This is a genomic window from Pacificoceanicola niger, from assembly GCF_048553275.1.
GTDB lineage: Bacteria > Pseudomonadota > Alphaproteobacteria > Rhodobacterales > Rhodobacteraceae > Pacificoceanicola.
In genome coordinates this window covers 151,911-166,605 of record NZ_JBLZMW010000006.1, presented here as the reverse complement: position 1 = coordinate 166,605, position 14,695 = coordinate 151,911, and the positions used below count along the sequence as shown (strand labels likewise).

Genomic DNA, 14,695 nt, shown 5'->3' with positions numbered 1-14,695 from the left:
ACAGGTGTGCCTTTTTTTTGTGCACCTCCAAGAAGTCCTGTTGAGACAAGGAAAATTTCAAATCGCCGACAGATTGCCTACAGAGTTATCCACAGAAACCGTGGATGTTATAGTCCTTGAACCACCCGCCGGGCTATTGCAGCCAAAGGGCAGAATCGGAAGCTAAGACCAGGACCGACATGACAGACGCCGCGCCCCCCGCTCGAACGGGATACGAGGTCATTCAGGACCACCTCAAGACGCTGGACGGCAGCCCCGGCGTCTATCGCATGCTCGATGACCAGTCCCGCGTGCTCTACGTCGGCAAGGCCCGCAACCTGCGCAACCGCGTCAGCAACTATGCACGCCCATCGGCCCAGCATTCGCGCCGCATCGAACGGATGATCTCCGAGACCGCCTCGATGATGTTCCTGACCACGCGCACCGAAACAGAGGCGCTGCTGCTCGAACAGAACCTGATCAAACAGCTCAAGCCGAAGTTCAACGTGCTGCTGCGCGACGACAAGAGCTTTCCCAATATCCTCGTGACCGATCACCCCTACCCGATGATCAAGAAGCATCGCGGTGCAAAGAAGGAGCGCGGCAGCTATTACGGCCCCTTCGCCAGCGCCGGGGCGGTGAACCGGGTGCTGTCACAGCTGCAAAAGGGTTTTCAGCTGCGCAACTGCTCGGATTCGATGTTCGAGGCCCGCACCCGCCCATGCCTGCAGTATCAGATCAAACGCTGCTCCGGCCCCTGCGTGGGCAAGATCTCCGAGGCCGAATACGCCAAGGCGGTGAAGGACTCGCAACGGTTCCTCTCCGGCAAGTCGACTGAGATCCAGGAAACACTGGCGGCGCAAATGGCCGAAGCATCGGAAGCGATGGAGTTCGAGCGCGCCGCCGCCCTGCGCGATCGCATCCGCGCCCTGACACAGGTGCAAACGGCCCAAGGGATCAACCCGCAGACCGTGGCCGAGGCGGACATCATCGCGCTGCATATGGACAGCGGCCAGGCCTGCGTGCAGGTCTTCTTCATCCGCGCGAACCAGAATTGGGGCAACCGCGATTTCTATCCGCGTGTCGGTCCCGACGTGGGTCACGCAGAAGTCATGGAAGCCTTCATCGGTCAGTTTTATGACCAGAAAGAGCCGCCGCGCCTGCTGCTGCTCTCGCACGGGATCGAGAATGACGACCTGATGTGCGAGGCGTTGAGCGAAAAGCTGGGCCGCAAGGTCGAAATCAGCGTGCCACAACGCGGGGAAAAGGCCGAGCTGATGGATTCGGCGGTGCGCAACGCCCGTGAAAGCCTCGCCCGGCGCATGTCCGAAAGCGCGACGCAGGCCAAATTGCTGCGCGGGCTGGCGGAGGCTTTTGCCCTCGACGCCCCACCGGACCGCATCGAAGTCTACGACAACAGCCATATTCAGGGCACCAACGCCGTGGGCGGCATGATCGTGGCAGGGCCGGACGGGTTCATGAAGAACCAATACCGCAAATTCAACATCAAGGGCGAAGAACTCACGCCGGGCGACGATTTCGGCATGATGAAAGAGGTGCTGAACCGGCGGCTGAAACGGCTGCTGAAGGAAGACCCGGATCGCTCCAAGGGGCTTTGGCCCGACCTCATGCTGATCGACGGCGGCGCGGGGCAAATCTCGGCGGTGGCCGAAATCATGGCCGAACATGGCGTGAACGATCTGCCCTTTGTCGGTGTGGCCAAGGGCGTGGACCGCGATGCGGGCAAGGAAGAGTTCTATCGTCCCGGAGCGCGGCCTTTCGCGCTGCGCCACAACGATCCCGTGTTGTACTTCATCCAAAGGCTGCGCGACGAGGCACACCGCTTTGCCATTGGCACGCACCGGGCAAAGCGGGCAAAATCCAATATGAAGAACCCGCTGGACGAGATTTCAGGGGTCGGCGGCGCGCGCAAGCGGGCGTTGCTGGCGCATTTCGGCTCGGCCAAGGCCGTCAGCCGGGCCAACCTTGCCGATCTCAAGGCAGTTGACGGCGTATCGGAATCGCTCGCGGAACGGATCTACGCGTTCTTTCACGAAAACGGATAAGGCGAGACGGCGCCGGACGGTTCGGGGCTTCGCCCCCGCGCCTGCGGCGCTCCCCCAGGATATTTGGACAGAGAAGAAGCGCAGATCAGCGCGTCAGTTCCTCAACGCGGAAGCCTTCGGGGATGCTGTCCTGCCCTGTCAGGATCAGGTCAGCCATGACCTCCGCCACCTTCGGCGCCATGCCAAAGCCAATCTTGAAGCCACCATTCGCGATGTAATGCCCTGCGCGGCCAGGCCATGGGCCGAGCAAGGGCGCGCGACTGCGGGCACGCGGGCGCACACCGGCCCAGCGTTGCAGGATCTCCGCGCCTCGGAGCACCGGCAGGGCGTCGCAGGCGCGGGCGATCAGATCGTCGGTTTGGGTATCGGTGGCCGTTGGGTCGTCGAAGTCTCGTTCCGAGGTGGAGCCAATGGCAAGGGTGCCATCGGAATGCGGAATGATGTGCAGGCCTCCGGCGTACAGCTGCGGCGCGTCCCGCGCGTCATGGCGGAGCAAGACGGCCTGCCCCTTGACCCCGTCGCCGATTTTCCGGCCCAGCGCATCAGTCAGCTCCAGCAGACCACGCCAGCCGGTGGCCCAGACCACCGCCCCTTCATCATAGGCTTCTGTCACAATGTCGCCGCCCCGCACGCGCAGGGCGGCAACCAGCGCATCACAGGCACGGCGCGGGTGCAGACGGCCGCTGAGCGTGTCGTGGATCAAGAAGCCGGTCGGGCTTTGCGGCGCAAAAGGCGCCGCGGTTGCGGCCTCGACAATCTCCCAGCTCGCCTTGCCCAGCCAGAGGTCCTGTGCGCCCAATCCGCGCTGCCGGGCGAGCGCCAGCCCGGCCTCATCCATGATCGGCTGCAAGCGGCCGAGCCGGCCATACCCGGTCGAGAGACCGCCCGCCGCCTCGACCCCGGCCCAGAACGCTTGTGCCATCAGTAGACTGTCGCGCTGAAACGCTTTCTTCGGGTTCCAGTTTTCCGGCACATGCGGCGCCAGCGCCCCGACGATCCCGCCCGACGCGCCGGCCCCCGGCCCGAAGGGGTCGACCACACGAACTCGCGCGCCCCGCAGCGTACAAGCCCAGGCCACCGACAGCCCGAAAGCGCCCGCCCCGCGCACCGTCACATCCACGCTTGCCATTGCCGCCCCCTGCCTTCACAACTTGGCCGACTTCTAAGGTGATTTACCATGGCAGGCCAGAGCGCGCTTGACTGGCGGGGCGCGGTTCCCGTCTCGACCCGGTTTGACGACCCCTATTTCTCGCTGGACAACGGGCTTGCCGAGACGCGGCACGTGTTTCTTGATGGCAACGACCTGCCGGGTCGGTTTCGGGACGGGTTTCACATTGCCGAACTGGGGTTCGGCACCGGTATGAACCTGCTTGCGGCGCTGCTGCTCTGGCGGCAGGCGGGGCAGACCGGCGTCCTGCATTTTACAACATTCGAGGCCTTTCCCCTCGACGGGGACGCGATGATCCGGGCGCAGAGCGCCTTTCCGGAGGTCAAAACCCTAGCGAGCGAACTCGGCCCGTTCTGGACGGCGGGGGCACGGCGTTTCGAGCTGCCGGATCTGCGCTTCGAGATGATCGAAGGCGACGCACGGCAGACCGTGCCCGCGTGGCGGGGCAAGGCGGACGCCTGGTTTCTCGACGGGTTTTCCCCGGCGAAAAACCCCGAACTCTGGACGCCGGCACTGATGCAGGCAGTGGCGCATCACACCGCGCCGGAGGGCACCGCCGCCACCTACACCGCCGCCGGACATGTCCGGCGTAGCCTCGACGAGGCCGGATTTGTCGCGACCCGCACCCAAGGGTACGGGCGCAAGAGACATATGACACGCGCCCGCTTGGGCTGAATGGAAGACACGGAATGAAAGAACAGAACCTTGGCCTCGGCATCTGGCTGATGGTGGTGACCACCTTCATTTTTGCCATGCAGGACGGTCTCTCGCGACATCTGGCCGGCGAATACAACACGATGATGGTGGTGATGATCCGCTACTGGTTCTTTGCCGCCTTCGTGATCGCCATTGCCAAGCGCAAGGCGGGCGGCATCAGAATTGCGGCGCAATCCGGCATGCCGTGGGTTCAGGCCTTCCGCGCCGCGCTTCTGGTGGTCGAGATCAACGTCATGGTCATCGGATTCGTCTATCTCGGGCTCATCGAAAGCCACGCTGTCTTTGCCTGCTATCCGCTGCTTGTCGCCGCGCTGTCCGGACCGGTCCTCGGCGAGACTGTCGGCTGGCGCCGCTGGGCGGCGATCGGCGTGGGATTCATCGGGGTGATCATCATCCTGCAACCCTCGGGCGGGGTATTCTCGCCCTATGCGGTGATCCCGCTGGGCGCGGCGCTTATGTTTGCGCTTTACGGGCTGCTCACGCGCTACGTGGCGCGCACCGACAGCGCCGCGACCTCCTTCTTCTATACCGGCACGGTCGGCATGGTGATTGCCACGGCGATCGGCGCGTGGTTCTGGGTTCCGATGACCGCCCCGGACTGGGGCTGGATGGCGTTGTTGTGCCTGACAGGCGCGGCGGGGCACTACACGCTCATTCGCGTCTACGAAGTGGCCGAGGCCAGCGCCGTGCAGCCCTTCGCCTATCTCCAGCTGGTCTTTGCCAGCGCCCTCGGCATCATCGTCTTCGGCGAGCATATCCGCCTGAACGTCGCCTTGGGCGTCGCGCTGATCGTTCTGGCGGGTCTGTTCACCCTATGGCGGGCTCGGCAGGCGGAAAGCTGAGGTTCAATCCGTGGAGGATTTCAGCGTTCCACCTGTCAGCTCTTCGCTGAACGGCACCGGGTGCGGCGTCTTGCCGAGGCGCGCTCGGTACACCGGCAGGCTTTCGGTCACGCGCATCACGTAGTTGCGGGTCTCGTCGAAGGGGATGAATTCGATCCAGTCGATCACATCCACCTCGCCCTTTCGCGGATCGCCATAGCGTTCCATCCACTGGATGGGCCGTCCCGGCCCGGCGTTGTAGCCCGCCGCCATCATCACGGCGTTGCCATCGAAGCGCTGAGCCAGATCGGCAAGATAGGCGGCCCCGAGCGTGGCATTGTAGGACGGATCGCTGAGCAGCCGATCGGCGCTGTAGTCCATGTTCAGCCAGCCCGAAACATCGCGTGCCGTCCCCGGCATGAGCTGCATGAAGCCGCGTGCCCCGGCGCCGGAGATCACGCCGGGATCGAATTCGGACTCGCGGCGCGCAATCGACAGCACCAGCTCCTTCGGCACCGGGAACTCGGTGCCGGTTATCTTCGGATGCAACGCATAATACGGTCCCGGAAGCTCGATGCCATATTGCGCGGCGCGCTTGCCCAGCATCACCTGAATGTGCGGACGGTTCAGCTCTTCGAGCATCTGGCCCAGCTGGCCCATGCCGGTCCGGTCCAGCCCCTCCGCCAGATGCGTCAAGAAGCGTTCGCCCAGCGATGTCTCGCCAGCGGCCAGCAACAGGATTGCCGCGTCGAAGACGGAACTCTTCGCAAAATCCGCCTGCCGCCAGTCCGGAAACTCCTCCGCGCCCGAAAGCGCCGGATCCGGCGCGACACCGGCCCGTTCGGCGGCCAGCAACCCGTAAAACGATGTCTGGAATTTCGCCCCCTGCGCATAGGCGGCGGCGGCCTCTGTCGTCTTGCCCTGCGCTTCGAGTGCCCGGCCCAGCCAATATCCCGCACGTCCCGCGGAAATCGGGGTCCAGACCGCCTCGCCAAAACGCCTGAAATGAGTCTCGGCGAGGTCGGCCCGATCAAGAAAGCGCAGCGCGAGATAGCCCGAGAGCCATTCCAGATCCGCAAAATCCGACCCTTCGACAAGGTAGTGGCTGGCAGCGATCTTGTACGCTTCGAGCACCGCGCCATCGCGCATTCGCTCGCGCGCCAGATCCCGCCGCGCCCGCGCCCAGGCCCATGGCTCGCCCAAAGCCTCGGCACTGGTCGACCGCTCCAGCAACAGCGCGATGGCATCCGCGTCGCGCCGCTTTCGCACCCGCCAGAGGAACCGATCGAAGGCCAGTCCCGGATGATCGGCCAGCTCCGCCGGCACCGCCGCGATCTTGCCATCGACGCCGCCTTCGTCCGCACGCAGCGCCAGCCGCGCCTCCGCCAGCTTGCGCCACCCTTCGCTCACCAGCGGCACCATGGCGCTGGCATTGCTGCTCCAGCCTTTCCACAGAGCCATGTCGAGCCGCGCGGTGTTATGATCTTTCAGCACATCTTCCCAGTTGAACAGGAACGCGCGGCGTTCGTCCGCCGTCAGCGCCAAAGTCCGCCAGGCCAGCACGACTTCCGCGGCAGCGATTCCCTCTTCGCCCTTCTCCTTGTGTGCCCGCGCGAGCGCCAGCGTGCCCGCGCCGGTCTGTGGCGTATCGTCTGCAAAGAACGCCAGAACCTCATCGCCGGAGGCCTCGGACATCACAACTTCGCTCTTTTCCCGCAGGTAGGGCATGCCCGGCCAATTGGGGTTGCGCGCGATGAAATCCTGCACTTCGACTGGGTCACCGCGCCCGACGCGCAGCGCATGCCAGAGAATCACGTCAATCGCCGCTTGCCCGTCGGTGCGGGCCTCGATCTGCGCCTTGGCCCAGTTGCCCTCGCGCATCGCCGCCATGGCGCGGGCCAAAGCCTGCCCACTGGTCTCGGCGGCGGCCACAATGGGCAGACAAAGGATGAAGAGGCAGGCCAGAAGGCGTGACATAAGCTTGCAATTTCCATGCTAAAAGGGATAGACGCCCGCAAAGGATACCGCGCATATCAGGCCCTTCAACTCACAATCGCTTTGGGTCGGCGGAATTCCTCTGAAAGACGACTGAGAGAAACCGCAATAGGAGAGCGTGTCATGTTCAAGGGTTCGATGCCTGCACTGGTCACGCCGTTCAAGGACGGCGCAGTGGATTTCGACACGCTCAAACGCCTTGTGGAGTGGCACATCAGCGAAGGCTCGCATGGCTTGGTTCCCGTGGGGACAACGGGCGAAAGCCCGACGCTGACCCACAAGGAACATGAACAGGTCATCGCCTGCGTCGTTGATGCCGTCGCCGGCCGGATTCCGGTAATCGCGGGTGCGGGGTCAAACAACACCGACGAGGCCGTGCGCTTTACGCAATATGCGGCCGAGGTTGGCGCGGATGCGGCCCTCGTCGTGACGCCCTACTACAACAAGCCGACGCAGGCAGGGCTTTACGCGCATTTCCAGGCCGTACACGACTGCGCCGAGATTCCGATCATCATCTACAACATCCCTGGCCGCTCGGCCGTGGACATGACGCCGGACACCATGGGCAAGCTGGCCAAGCTGCCGCGCATCGTGGGCGTCAAGGATGCCACCGGCGATCTCGCCCGCGTCTGCCAGCAACGCATCACCTGCGGCCCGGATTTCATTCAGGTCTCCGGCGAGGACGCGACGGCGCATGGCTTCAACGCGCAGGGTGGCATTGGCTGCATTTCCGTGACGGCCAACGTCGCGCCGCGCCTGTGCTCCGAGCTGCAGACTGCCTGTCTCGACGGGGATTACCGCAAGGCGCTGACCATTCAGGACCGCCTGATGCCGCTGCACCGGGCGATCTTCACCGAACCGGGCCTGAATGGTGCGAAATATGCCATGTCGAAGCTGGGCCTGTGCTCCGAGGACACGCGTCTGCCGCTGATGCCGGTCACCGAGCCGACGCGCGACCTGCTTGACGCCGGGCTGCGCCACGCGGGCCTGCTGAACTAATTCTTCCCCTTGGTGCGGATGTAGCAAAGGGCGGGGATGTCCCCCGCCCTTTTTTCGTGCGTTGCGCCGGTCTGTTCCGGACTTGGGCGGGCCAGAATGACCCGACCCGGCCCGTAACCTTATGTCAGACCCAGCACATCCAGCATGTCGTATTCCCCGGGTTCCTTGTCCTGCCCCCAGAGCGCCGCCTTTAGCGCGCCACGGGCAAAAAGTGCCCGGTCCGACGCGATGTGCTTGATCACGATGCGCTCTCCTGGGCTGGCAAAGATCACCTCGTGCTCGCCCACCACATCACCGCCCCGGATCGCGTGAAACCCGATATCGCCGCGTTTGCGCGCCCCGGTGATGCCATCGCGGCCCCGATCCGACACATCATCGAGCGCAACGCCCCGCCCCTCGGCAGCGGCCTCGCCCAACATCAACGCCGTGCCGGACGGTGCATCCACCTTCTGATTGTGATGTGTCTCGACGATCTCGATATCCCAATCCGCGTCGAGCGCCGCCGCCACCTGCCGTGTCACCCGGGTGAGAAGGTTCACGCCAAGGCTCATGTTCCCGGCCCGCACCACCACCGCATGGTGCGCAGCCTTCTTGATCTTGGCCAGATCATCCTCCGACAGCCCCGTGGTGCCAATGACATGCACCGCCCGCGCCTGCGCGGCCAGTTCGGCAAAGGCCACCGTCGCCGCAGGGGCTGTGAAGTCGATCACCGCCTGCGCCCGGGCAAAGGCCTCCAAAGGGTCGTCGCTGACCATGATCCCGTTCGCCGCGCCGCCCATGCATTCGCCCAGATCGCGGCCAATCCAATCGTGGCCAGCGCGCTCCAGCCCGCCCGCCAGCTTCAGCTTGTCACTGGCCAACACTTCGCGGGCCAGCATCTGGCCCATCCGGCCCGAAACACCCGTGATCACAACGCCTGGCAGATCGGTCATGGTCATTCTCCATTCATTCAGCTTCCGCCCCCCCATAGCGTGGCGCGCCCCGCTTGGCAAAGCCGATGAAGGGGCTTACATCACCCCTATGGCACAGAACAGAATCCCCGAAGGTCCCGGTCAGTCCCAGCGTCAGCGGCGCGTGGGTGAACTCTTGCGCCGGCGCTTGTCGGAAATCCTCTCCCGCGCGGAAATCCACGATCCGGATCTCAACCGCATGTCGATCACCGTCGGTGAGGTGCGCGTTTCTCCCGATCTGCGGATCGCCACGGCCTATGTGGTGCCGCTTGGCGGCAAAGGGCAGGACGAGATGTTCGAACTGCTGCACAAGCACCGCGGCGAGCTGCGCCATCTTCTGTCCAAGGGCATGAAGATCAAACACACGCCGCAGCTGCATTTCCGCCTCGACGACACCTTCGATCAGCTGGACGAGCATCGGCGGCTGATGTCGCAGGACGCGGTGCGCCGCGATCTGGACAAGTGAGGCCATGGCTGGCCGCATGCCTGGCCCTGGTCGCCGGGCTTGTTGCGTCCGGCGCCTCGGCCCTGTCCTGCGAAACCATCCGCTTCGAAGGCAATCGCTACTCCATTTGTGACGTGGATCCGGCGCAGGACCACCTGCGGCTCTTTCTCAACACGCCCGACGGGCAGCCCATCGGGGATTTCTCCACGCTCGAATCGCGGCTGAATGGCGAGGGAAAGACACTGCTTTTTGCCATGAATGCCGGGATGTATCACGAGGACCGCTCGCCCGTGGGCCATTATGTCGAGGACGGCAGGGAGGCGATGCGCGTCATCTCCAATCCCGGTCCCGGCAACTTCGGCCTGCTGCCCAATGGCCTGCTGTGCATTCAGGACCGCCGCGCCCATGTGATCGAAACCCGCGATTATCTGGAGCGCAGGCCCGACTGCCGTTACGCGACGCAATCCGGCCCGATGCTGGTGATCGACGGAGCGCTGCACCCGCGTTTCCTGCCGGAGAGCACCTCGCGCTATGTGCGCAACGGGGTCGGCACCTCGGCGGACGGAAAACGGGCGGTTTTCGCGATCTCGGAAACCTCGGTGACCTTCTTTGAGTTTGCCCGGCTGTTCCGCGATGGCCTGAACCTGCCGAATGCGCTGTTCCTCGACGGCAATGTCTCCCGCCTGTTCGCGCCCGCGCTCAACCGCGCGGACCTCGGCAGGCAAATGGGGCCGATCGTCGCCGTGACGTCGGAATAGGCCCGCGGGCCGCACACCAAGCGTTTTGAGGGCTGCAATCAGGCTCGCAGTCTTGTACCGCGCAGCAATCCGGCCTACCTCCGTGTGAACCAGAGTGACCGCCGGAGCGCCCATGCCTAAATCGCCGCAGGACCTGACCCAATCGCTTCTGAGCGCCGCGAAAGCCGCCGGGGCCGACAGCGCCGACGCCATCGCCCTTGCCGGAACCGCCGTCTCCATCGACGTGCGCGCCGGACTGCTCGAACAAGCCGAGCGCGCCGAAGGCAGCGACATCGGCCTGCGGGTCTTTGTTGGCAAGCGCAGCGCCATCGTCTCGGCCTCCGACACCTCGGACCACACCATCGAAACCATGGCCGCCCGCGCCGTTGCCATGGCCAGGGAAGCCCCCGAGGATCCCTGTGCCGGGCTTGCCGATCCGGATCAGCTCGCCGCCGACTGGGATCTCGCGGCGCTTGAACTCAGCGATGAGACAGCCGAGCCCGCCCCCGCCACGCTTGAGGACGACGCCCGCCGCGCGGAGGCCGCCGCGCTCGGCCATGAGGGCATAACGCAGGTGCAATCGGCCTCCGCCGCCTACAGCGCCCGCGATGTCTGGCTCGCCGCCTCCAACGGGTTCGAGGGGGGGTATCGCCGAACCTCGCGCAGCACCTCCTGCGTCGCCATCGCCGGAACCGGCCTTGGCATGGAACGCGATTATGACGGCGACAGCCGAACTTTTCAGGCCGATTTGCGCAGCCCCGAGGAGATCGGCCACAGCGCCGCCGAGCGCACCCTCGCGCGCCTGAACCCCGGCAAGCCGAAGACCGGCGCCTATCCCGTGCTCTTCGACGAGCGCATCGCCGCCTCTCTGATCGGCCACCTGATGGCGGCGGCCAATGGTGCCGCCGTGGCGCGCGGGGCCAGCTGGCTGATGAACGCCATGGGCGAGCAGATCCTGCCCGAAGGGCTGTCGCTGATCGAAGATCCCCATCGCCCCCGCGCGTCCGGCTCGCGGCCTTTCGACGCTGAGGGTCTGCCGACACGCAAGCGCGCGATCATCGAGCACGGCGTGCTGAAAAACTGGACACTCGATCTGGCCAATGCCCGCAAGCTGGGCCTCGATCCCACTGGCAACGCCGCCCGCAGCGCCGGGTCCGGCCCCTCGCCCACGCCATGGAACCTTGCCCTGACCCAGGGCAGCCACAGCCGCGATGATCTGATCCGCGCGATGGGCACCGGCCTCATCGTCACCTCGATGATCGGCGCCACGATCAACGGCAACACGGGCGATTATTCGCGCGGGGCCGCCGGGCTCTGGGTCGAAAACGGCGAAATCACCGGACCGGTGTCCGGCGTCACCGTCGCCGGCAACCTGCGCGACATGCTGCCCAGCATTGTCCCCGCAAATGACGCCCGCCTCCACCTGAGCCGCGTGGTGCCCTCGCTGCTGGTCGAAGGGCTCACCCTTGCCGGGGAGTGATCTCTCCCTGCTGATCGACGTTGCGAGGGCGGCGGGCAAGGAAGCCCTGTCGCATGTGGGCGGCGATCTGCAAATCCGCGAAAAGGACGATGGCGCCGGCCCGGTGACCAAGGCCGACCTCGCGGTCAACGCCCTGCTTGAAGACCGGCTGCGCCGGGCCCGGCCGGACTATGGCTGGCTCTCCGAGGAAAGCGACGACAGCGCCGCGCGGCAAGACACAGAGACTGTCTTCATCGTCGACCCTATCGACGGCACCCGCAGCTTTATCGAAGGCTCGGACACCTGGGCCCATGCGCTGGCGGTAGTGCGCGGGGGAGAGGTGACCGCCGCTGTTGTCTACCTGCCCGCACGCGACAGGCTTTACAGCGCCAGCCTCGGCCATGGCGCCCGTCTCAACGGCAGCCCGATCGCCACCAGCCGAACCGCAACACTCCCGCAGGCAAAGGTTCTCGCCACACGGCCAAGCTTTGACGCGCATCATTGGCGGCGCGGCGTGCCCGAGATGAAGCGCAGCCACCGGCCCTCGCTGGCCTACCGGCTCAGCCTTGTTGCCGAGGGGCGCTATGACGCCATGTTCACCTTCCGCCCATCGTGGGAATGGGACATCGCTGCGGGGGCCCTGATTCTGACCGAAGCGGGCGCGCGCGCCACGGACCGCAAGGGCGCGCCGCTGCGCTTCAACAATCCGCACCCACAGACCAACGGCGTTCTGGCGGCCAACCCGGCGCTGCACGCTCTGCTGCTCGATCAGTTGCTTTGAAAAGCGCCGCGTTCACCGCCCCGTAACACACGGCAGGCGAAAAGCGGTTCAAGGCCCGGCGCAAACCCGCTAGTCTCGGGCCACGCATACACGGCACGAAAAAGGAGCCCAAATGCAAAGACTTCACCTTGTTTTTGGCGGCGAGCTGGTCGACCCGTCGAAATCCGTGTTCCGCGATGTCGACGCGCTCGATATCGTCGGTATCTTCCCCAATTACGAAACCGCCTACAACGCATGGAAGGCGGCGGCTCAGCGCACCGTCGACAATGCCCATATGCGGTATTACATCGCCCACCTGCATCGCCTGCGCGATGAAGAGCAGGAAGTCTCTTCGACCGAAGAACTGGGCTGAGCCTTGGCCTCGCGCACATTGAGCCTGCAGGCTTATCTGGCCTATGCGCGCGGGGGCATCGCCTTTGGTGGTCCGGCCTCCGGGCAGACCTGGACACGGCCGGCCTCCGGCCCGGTGATCTGGGCCCATGCGGAGCCGGGCGATCAGGCCCGCGCCCTTGTCAATCTGTGCAGCCGCATCCAGCAGCAGCGCCCCGAGGTGCAGGTTGTGCTCTCTGGGACAGACCCGGCGCCGCCGGGCATGACCACCCTGCCGCTGCCCCCCGAACGCAGCTCCGATTGCGACGCCTTCGCCGCGCGGCTGCGCCCTGATGTCTGTCTCTGGGCCGCCGGTATGCTGCGTCCGGCGCTGTTGCAGGCGATGCGCGGCAGTGGCGCGCAGATGATCGCCCTGCCCCCAGCAGCGGGGCACTGGCACTGCCCTGTCCCGCGTTGGCTGCCGGACCCCACCGGAGCGACCATGGCGCTCTTCCACCGCATTCACGCGCCCAGCGTGGCCGCCGGACGGCAACTGCGGCGCATGGGCGTGCGCAGCGACGTAATCAGGCACGCGGGGGCCTTTGTCGACACCGGCACCCCGCTCGAATGTGACGAAGGCCAGCATGAAGAGCTTGCCGCTGCCCTTGCCGGGCGCCCCGTCTGGCTGGCTGCTCGGATCAGGCCGGACGAGGCCACCGACGTTCTGCGGGCCCACCGCCGGGCCGTGCGACTGGCGCATCGCCTGTTGCTCATCCTTGTTCCCGCCTCCGACAGCGATTTCGACGCCATCAACCGGATCGTCGCCGCCGAACAACTGCGCTGCTGCAATTGGGATGCGGGCGAGACGCCCGATGACAACACCATGGTCATGCTCGCCGAAGGACCGGAGGAGCTGGGCCTGTGGTATCGCGCCGCGCCGCTGGCCTTCCTTGGCGGCTCCATGACGTCAGGATACGGCGGCACCGACCCCTTCGAGGCCGCCGCCCTTGGCACGGCCATTCTCTATGGCCCCAACGTCTCGCGGCACCTGTCGAGCTATTCGAAGCTGGTCGATGCCGGGGCCGCGCGGATCGTGCGTGACGCGGATTCGCTGGCCACCGCGGTCTCGCACCTCGTCGCCCCGGATCAGGCGGCGGCCATGGCGCATGCGGGGTGGGACGTGGTTTCCTCTGGCGCGGAGCTGATCGACACGGTGATCGCCGCGATCTTCACCCATCTCGACCGCGAGGACACCCGCTGATGCGCCCGCCCCGTTTCTGGTTCACCCCGCCCGACACGCCCGACCTGCGTGCCCGCCTCGCCGCGCCGCTGGCTGTCCTGACCGCCCGCGCCACCGCGCGGCGCGTGGCACAGCCCCCTGCCTACAGCCCGAAAATCCCGGTGATCTGCGTCGGCAACATCAACGCGGGCGGCACCGGCAAGACACCGACCGTCATTGCCCTACTGATGCGCCTGATGGCGCGCGGCCAGACCCCGCATGTGATCTCGCGCGGCTACGGCGGGCAGCTCAAGGGGCCGGTGCAGGTCGATCCAAAGACCCACACCGCCGGGGACGTCGGGGACGAACCTCTGCTTATCGCCGCCTTCACCCCGACATGGATCGGCAAGGACCGCGCCGCCGCCGCGCGCGCCGCAGAGGCCGCAGGCGCCGGGGTGCTGATCATGGACGACGGTTTTCAGAACCCCACCCTGCCCAAGGCGCTTTCGATCGTCGTGGTTGATGCGGTCGCAGGCTTCGGCAATGGCCGTTGCCTGCCCGCTGGCCCGCTGCGTGAATCGGTCGCCGCCGGTCTGGCGCGCGCCGACCTGTTGCTGTCGATCGGGCCGGACGCGGCGCAAGCGCGGTTTGCCAAGATCTGGGGGGACCGGATCACGCTGCCGCATGTTACCGGCCATCTGGCGCCGCTGCAGACCGGCATGGACTGGGACGGCCTACCCGTGCTGGCCTTTGCCGGGATCGGCCATCCGGAGAAGTTCTTTGCCACGCTGCGCGCCCTTGGCGCCGATTTAAAACGGTTCGAGGCGCTGGATGATCATCAGCCCCTGACCACAGCCCTGATGACCCGGCTGGAAAGCGATGCCGCGCAGCTTGGCGCGCAGCTTGTCACCACGGAGAAAGACGCTGTGCGCCTGCCCCCCGACTTTCGCATGAAGGTTCTCACCCTGCCGGTCCGGCTCGAAATCGGCGATCCCGGCGCCCTGGATGCCGCGCTGGACAGGGTCTTGAACAAATCCGCCGAAGCCTAAC

General features: G+C 65.7%; 14 protein-coding genes. 11 read left to right on the top strand and 3 right to left on the bottom strand.

What is annotated here, in order from left to right; genetic code table 11:
• Window positions 1-179: 179 nt before the first annotated feature.
• Complete coding sequence (gene uvrC, locus ACN2XU_RS10315; RefSeq protein ID WP_419410351.1) at window positions 180-2,045, top strand: excinuclease ABC subunit UvrC; 1,866 nt, start codon at window positions 180-182, stop codon at window positions 2,043-2,045.
• Between the two features lie 85 nt (window positions 2,046-2,130).
• On the opposite strand, the gene ACN2XU_RS10310 is transcribed toward uvrC, so the two are convergent.
• Window positions 2,131-3,174: an NAD(P)/FAD-dependent oxidoreductase gene (locus ACN2XU_RS10310; RefSeq protein WP_419410350.1), complete on the bottom strand. Its 1,044-nt coding sequence runs from the start codon at window positions 3,172-3,174 to the stop codon at window positions 2,131-2,133.
• Window positions 3,175-3,222: 48 nt separating this feature from the next.
• Here ACN2XU_RS10310 and mnmC2 point away from each other — a divergent pair, with 48 nt between their 5' ends.
• Both mnmC2 and ACN2XU_RS10300 read left to right on the top strand, forming a co-directional pair.
• Window positions 3,223-3,888: a tRNA (5-methylaminomethyl-2-thiouridine)(34)-methyltransferase MnmC2 gene (gene mnmC2, locus ACN2XU_RS10305; RefSeq protein ID WP_419410349.1), complete on the top strand. Its 666-nt coding sequence runs from the start codon at window positions 3,223-3,225 to the stop codon at window positions 3,886-3,888.
• A gap of 14 nt (window positions 3,889-3,902) precedes the next feature.
• Window positions 3,903-4,772 carry a DMT family transporter gene (locus tag ACN2XU_RS10300; RefSeq protein WP_419410348.1) on the top strand — a complete coding sequence of 290 codons (870 nt, stop codon included), beginning with the start codon at window positions 3,903-3,905 and terminating at the stop codon, window positions 4,770-4,772.
• Between the two features lie 3 nt (window positions 4,773-4,775).
• On the opposite strand, the gene ACN2XU_RS10295 is transcribed toward ACN2XU_RS10300, so the two are convergent.
• Complete coding sequence (locus ACN2XU_RS10295) at window positions 4,776-6,728, bottom strand: lytic transglycosylase domain-containing protein (RefSeq protein ID WP_419410347.1); 1,953 nt, start codon at window positions 6,726-6,728, stop codon at window positions 4,776-4,778.
• A 141-nt stretch (window positions 6,729-6,869) separates the two neighbouring features.
• On the opposite strand from ACN2XU_RS10295, the gene dapA reads away from it, so the two are divergent.
• Window positions 6,870-7,745 carry a 4-hydroxy-tetrahydrodipicolinate synthase gene (dapA, locus tag ACN2XU_RS10290; RefSeq protein ID WP_419410346.1) on the top strand — a complete coding sequence of 292 codons (876 nt, stop codon included), beginning with the start codon at window positions 6,870-6,872 and terminating at the stop codon, window positions 7,743-7,745.
• Window positions 7,746-7,864: 119 nt separating this feature from the next.
• On the opposite strand, the gene dapB is transcribed toward dapA, so the two are convergent.
• The gene (gene dapB / locus ACN2XU_RS10285; protein ID WP_419410345.1) at window positions 7,865-8,677 is read right to left on the bottom strand and encodes a 4-hydroxy-tetrahydrodipicolinate reductase; all 813 of its coding nucleotides are present in this window, start codon (window positions 8,675-8,677) and stop codon (window positions 7,865-7,867) included.
• Between the two features lie 88 nt (window positions 8,678-8,765).
• On the opposite strand from dapB, the gene rbfA reads away from it, so the two are divergent.
• The 7 genes from rbfA (at window position 8,766) to lpxK (ending at window position 14,694) form a co-directional block, all read left to right on the top strand.
• Window positions 8,766-9,161 (top strand): 30S ribosome-binding factor RbfA, encoded by a 396-nt coding sequence (gene rbfA / locus ACN2XU_RS10280; protein WP_419410344.1) that lies wholly within the window; start codon window positions 8,766-8,768, stop codon window positions 9,159-9,161.
• Complete coding sequence (locus ACN2XU_RS10275) at window positions 9,158-9,898, top strand: phosphodiester glycosidase family protein (protein WP_419410343.1); 741 nt, start codon at window positions 9,158-9,160, stop codon at window positions 9,896-9,898. Before rbfA ends, ACN2XU_RS10275 begins: the two co-directional genes overlap by 4 nt.
• Window positions 9,899-10,010: 112 nt before the next feature.
• Entirely contained in the window at window positions 10,011-11,357 is a 1,347-nt protein-coding gene (locus tag ACN2XU_RS10270; protein WP_419410342.1) for a TldD/PmbA family protein, read from the top strand.
• Window positions 11,344-12,117, top strand: a complete 774-nt coding sequence (locus ACN2XU_RS10265; RefSeq protein WP_419410341.1) for a 3'(2'),5'-bisphosphate nucleotidase CysQ — start codon at window positions 11,344-11,346, stop codon at window positions 12,115-12,117. The genes ACN2XU_RS10270 and ACN2XU_RS10265 overlap by 14 nt, the downstream gene beginning before the upstream one ends.
• Before the next feature lie 112 nt (window positions 12,118-12,229).
• The gene (locus tag ACN2XU_RS10260; RefSeq protein WP_419410340.1) at window positions 12,230-12,469 is read left to right on the top strand and encodes a DUF4170 domain-containing protein; all 240 of its coding nucleotides are present in this window, start codon (window positions 12,230-12,232) and stop codon (window positions 12,467-12,469) included.
• 3 nt (window positions 12,470-12,472) lie between these two features.
• Complete coding sequence (locus ACN2XU_RS10255; protein ID WP_419410339.1) at window positions 12,473-13,687, top strand: 3-deoxy-D-manno-octulosonic acid transferase; 1,215 nt, start codon at window positions 12,473-12,475, stop codon at window positions 13,685-13,687.
• Window positions 13,687-14,694 carry a tetraacyldisaccharide 4'-kinase gene (lpxK, locus tag ACN2XU_RS10250; protein ID WP_419410338.1) on the top strand — a complete coding sequence of 336 codons (1,008 nt, stop codon included), beginning with the start codon at window positions 13,687-13,689 and terminating at the stop codon, window positions 14,692-14,694. Before ACN2XU_RS10255 ends, lpxK begins: the two co-directional genes overlap by 1 nt.
• Window position 14,695: the final 1 nt, after the last annotated feature.

Coding starts and splice junctions, on each gene's coding strand:
- rbfA (WP_419410344.1), top strand. CDS start 8,766: ATGGCACAGAACAGAATCCCCGAAGGTCCCGGTCAGTCCCAGCGTCAG.
- ACN2XU_RS10300 (WP_419410348.1), top strand. CDS start 3,903: ATGAAAGAACAGAACCTTGGCCTCGGCATCTGGCTGATGGTGGTGACC.
- lpxK (WP_419410338.1), top strand. CDS start 13,687: ATGCGCCCGCCCCGTTTCTGGTTCACCCCGCCCGACACGCCCGACCTG.
- ACN2XU_RS10270 (WP_419410342.1), top strand. CDS start 10,011: ATGCCTAAATCGCCGCAGGACCTGACCCAATCGCTTCTGAGCGCCGCG.
- uvrC (WP_419410351.1), top strand. CDS start 180: ATGACAGACGCCGCGCCCCCCGCTCGAACGGGATACGAGGTCATTCAG.
- mnmC2 (WP_419410349.1), top strand. CDS start 3,223: ATGGCAGGCCAGAGCGCGCTTGACTGGCGGGGCGCGGTTCCCGTCTCG.
- dapB (WP_419410345.1), bottom strand. CDS start 8,677: ATGACCGATCTGCCAGGCGTTGTGATCACGGGTGTTTCGGGCCGGATG.
- ACN2XU_RS10295 (WP_419410347.1), bottom strand. CDS start 6,728: ATGTCACGCCTTCTGGCCTGCCTCTTCATCCTTTGTCTGCCCATTGTG.
- dapA (WP_419410346.1), top strand. CDS start 6,870: ATGTTCAAGGGTTCGATGCCTGCACTGGTCACGCCGTTCAAGGACGGC.
- ACN2XU_RS10310 (WP_419410350.1), bottom strand. CDS start 3,174: ATGGCAAGCGTGGATGTGACGGTGCGCGGGGCGGGCGCTTTCGGGCTG.
- ACN2XU_RS10260 (WP_419410340.1), top strand. CDS start 12,230: ATGCAAAGACTTCACCTTGTTTTTGGCGGCGAGCTGGTCGACCCGTCG.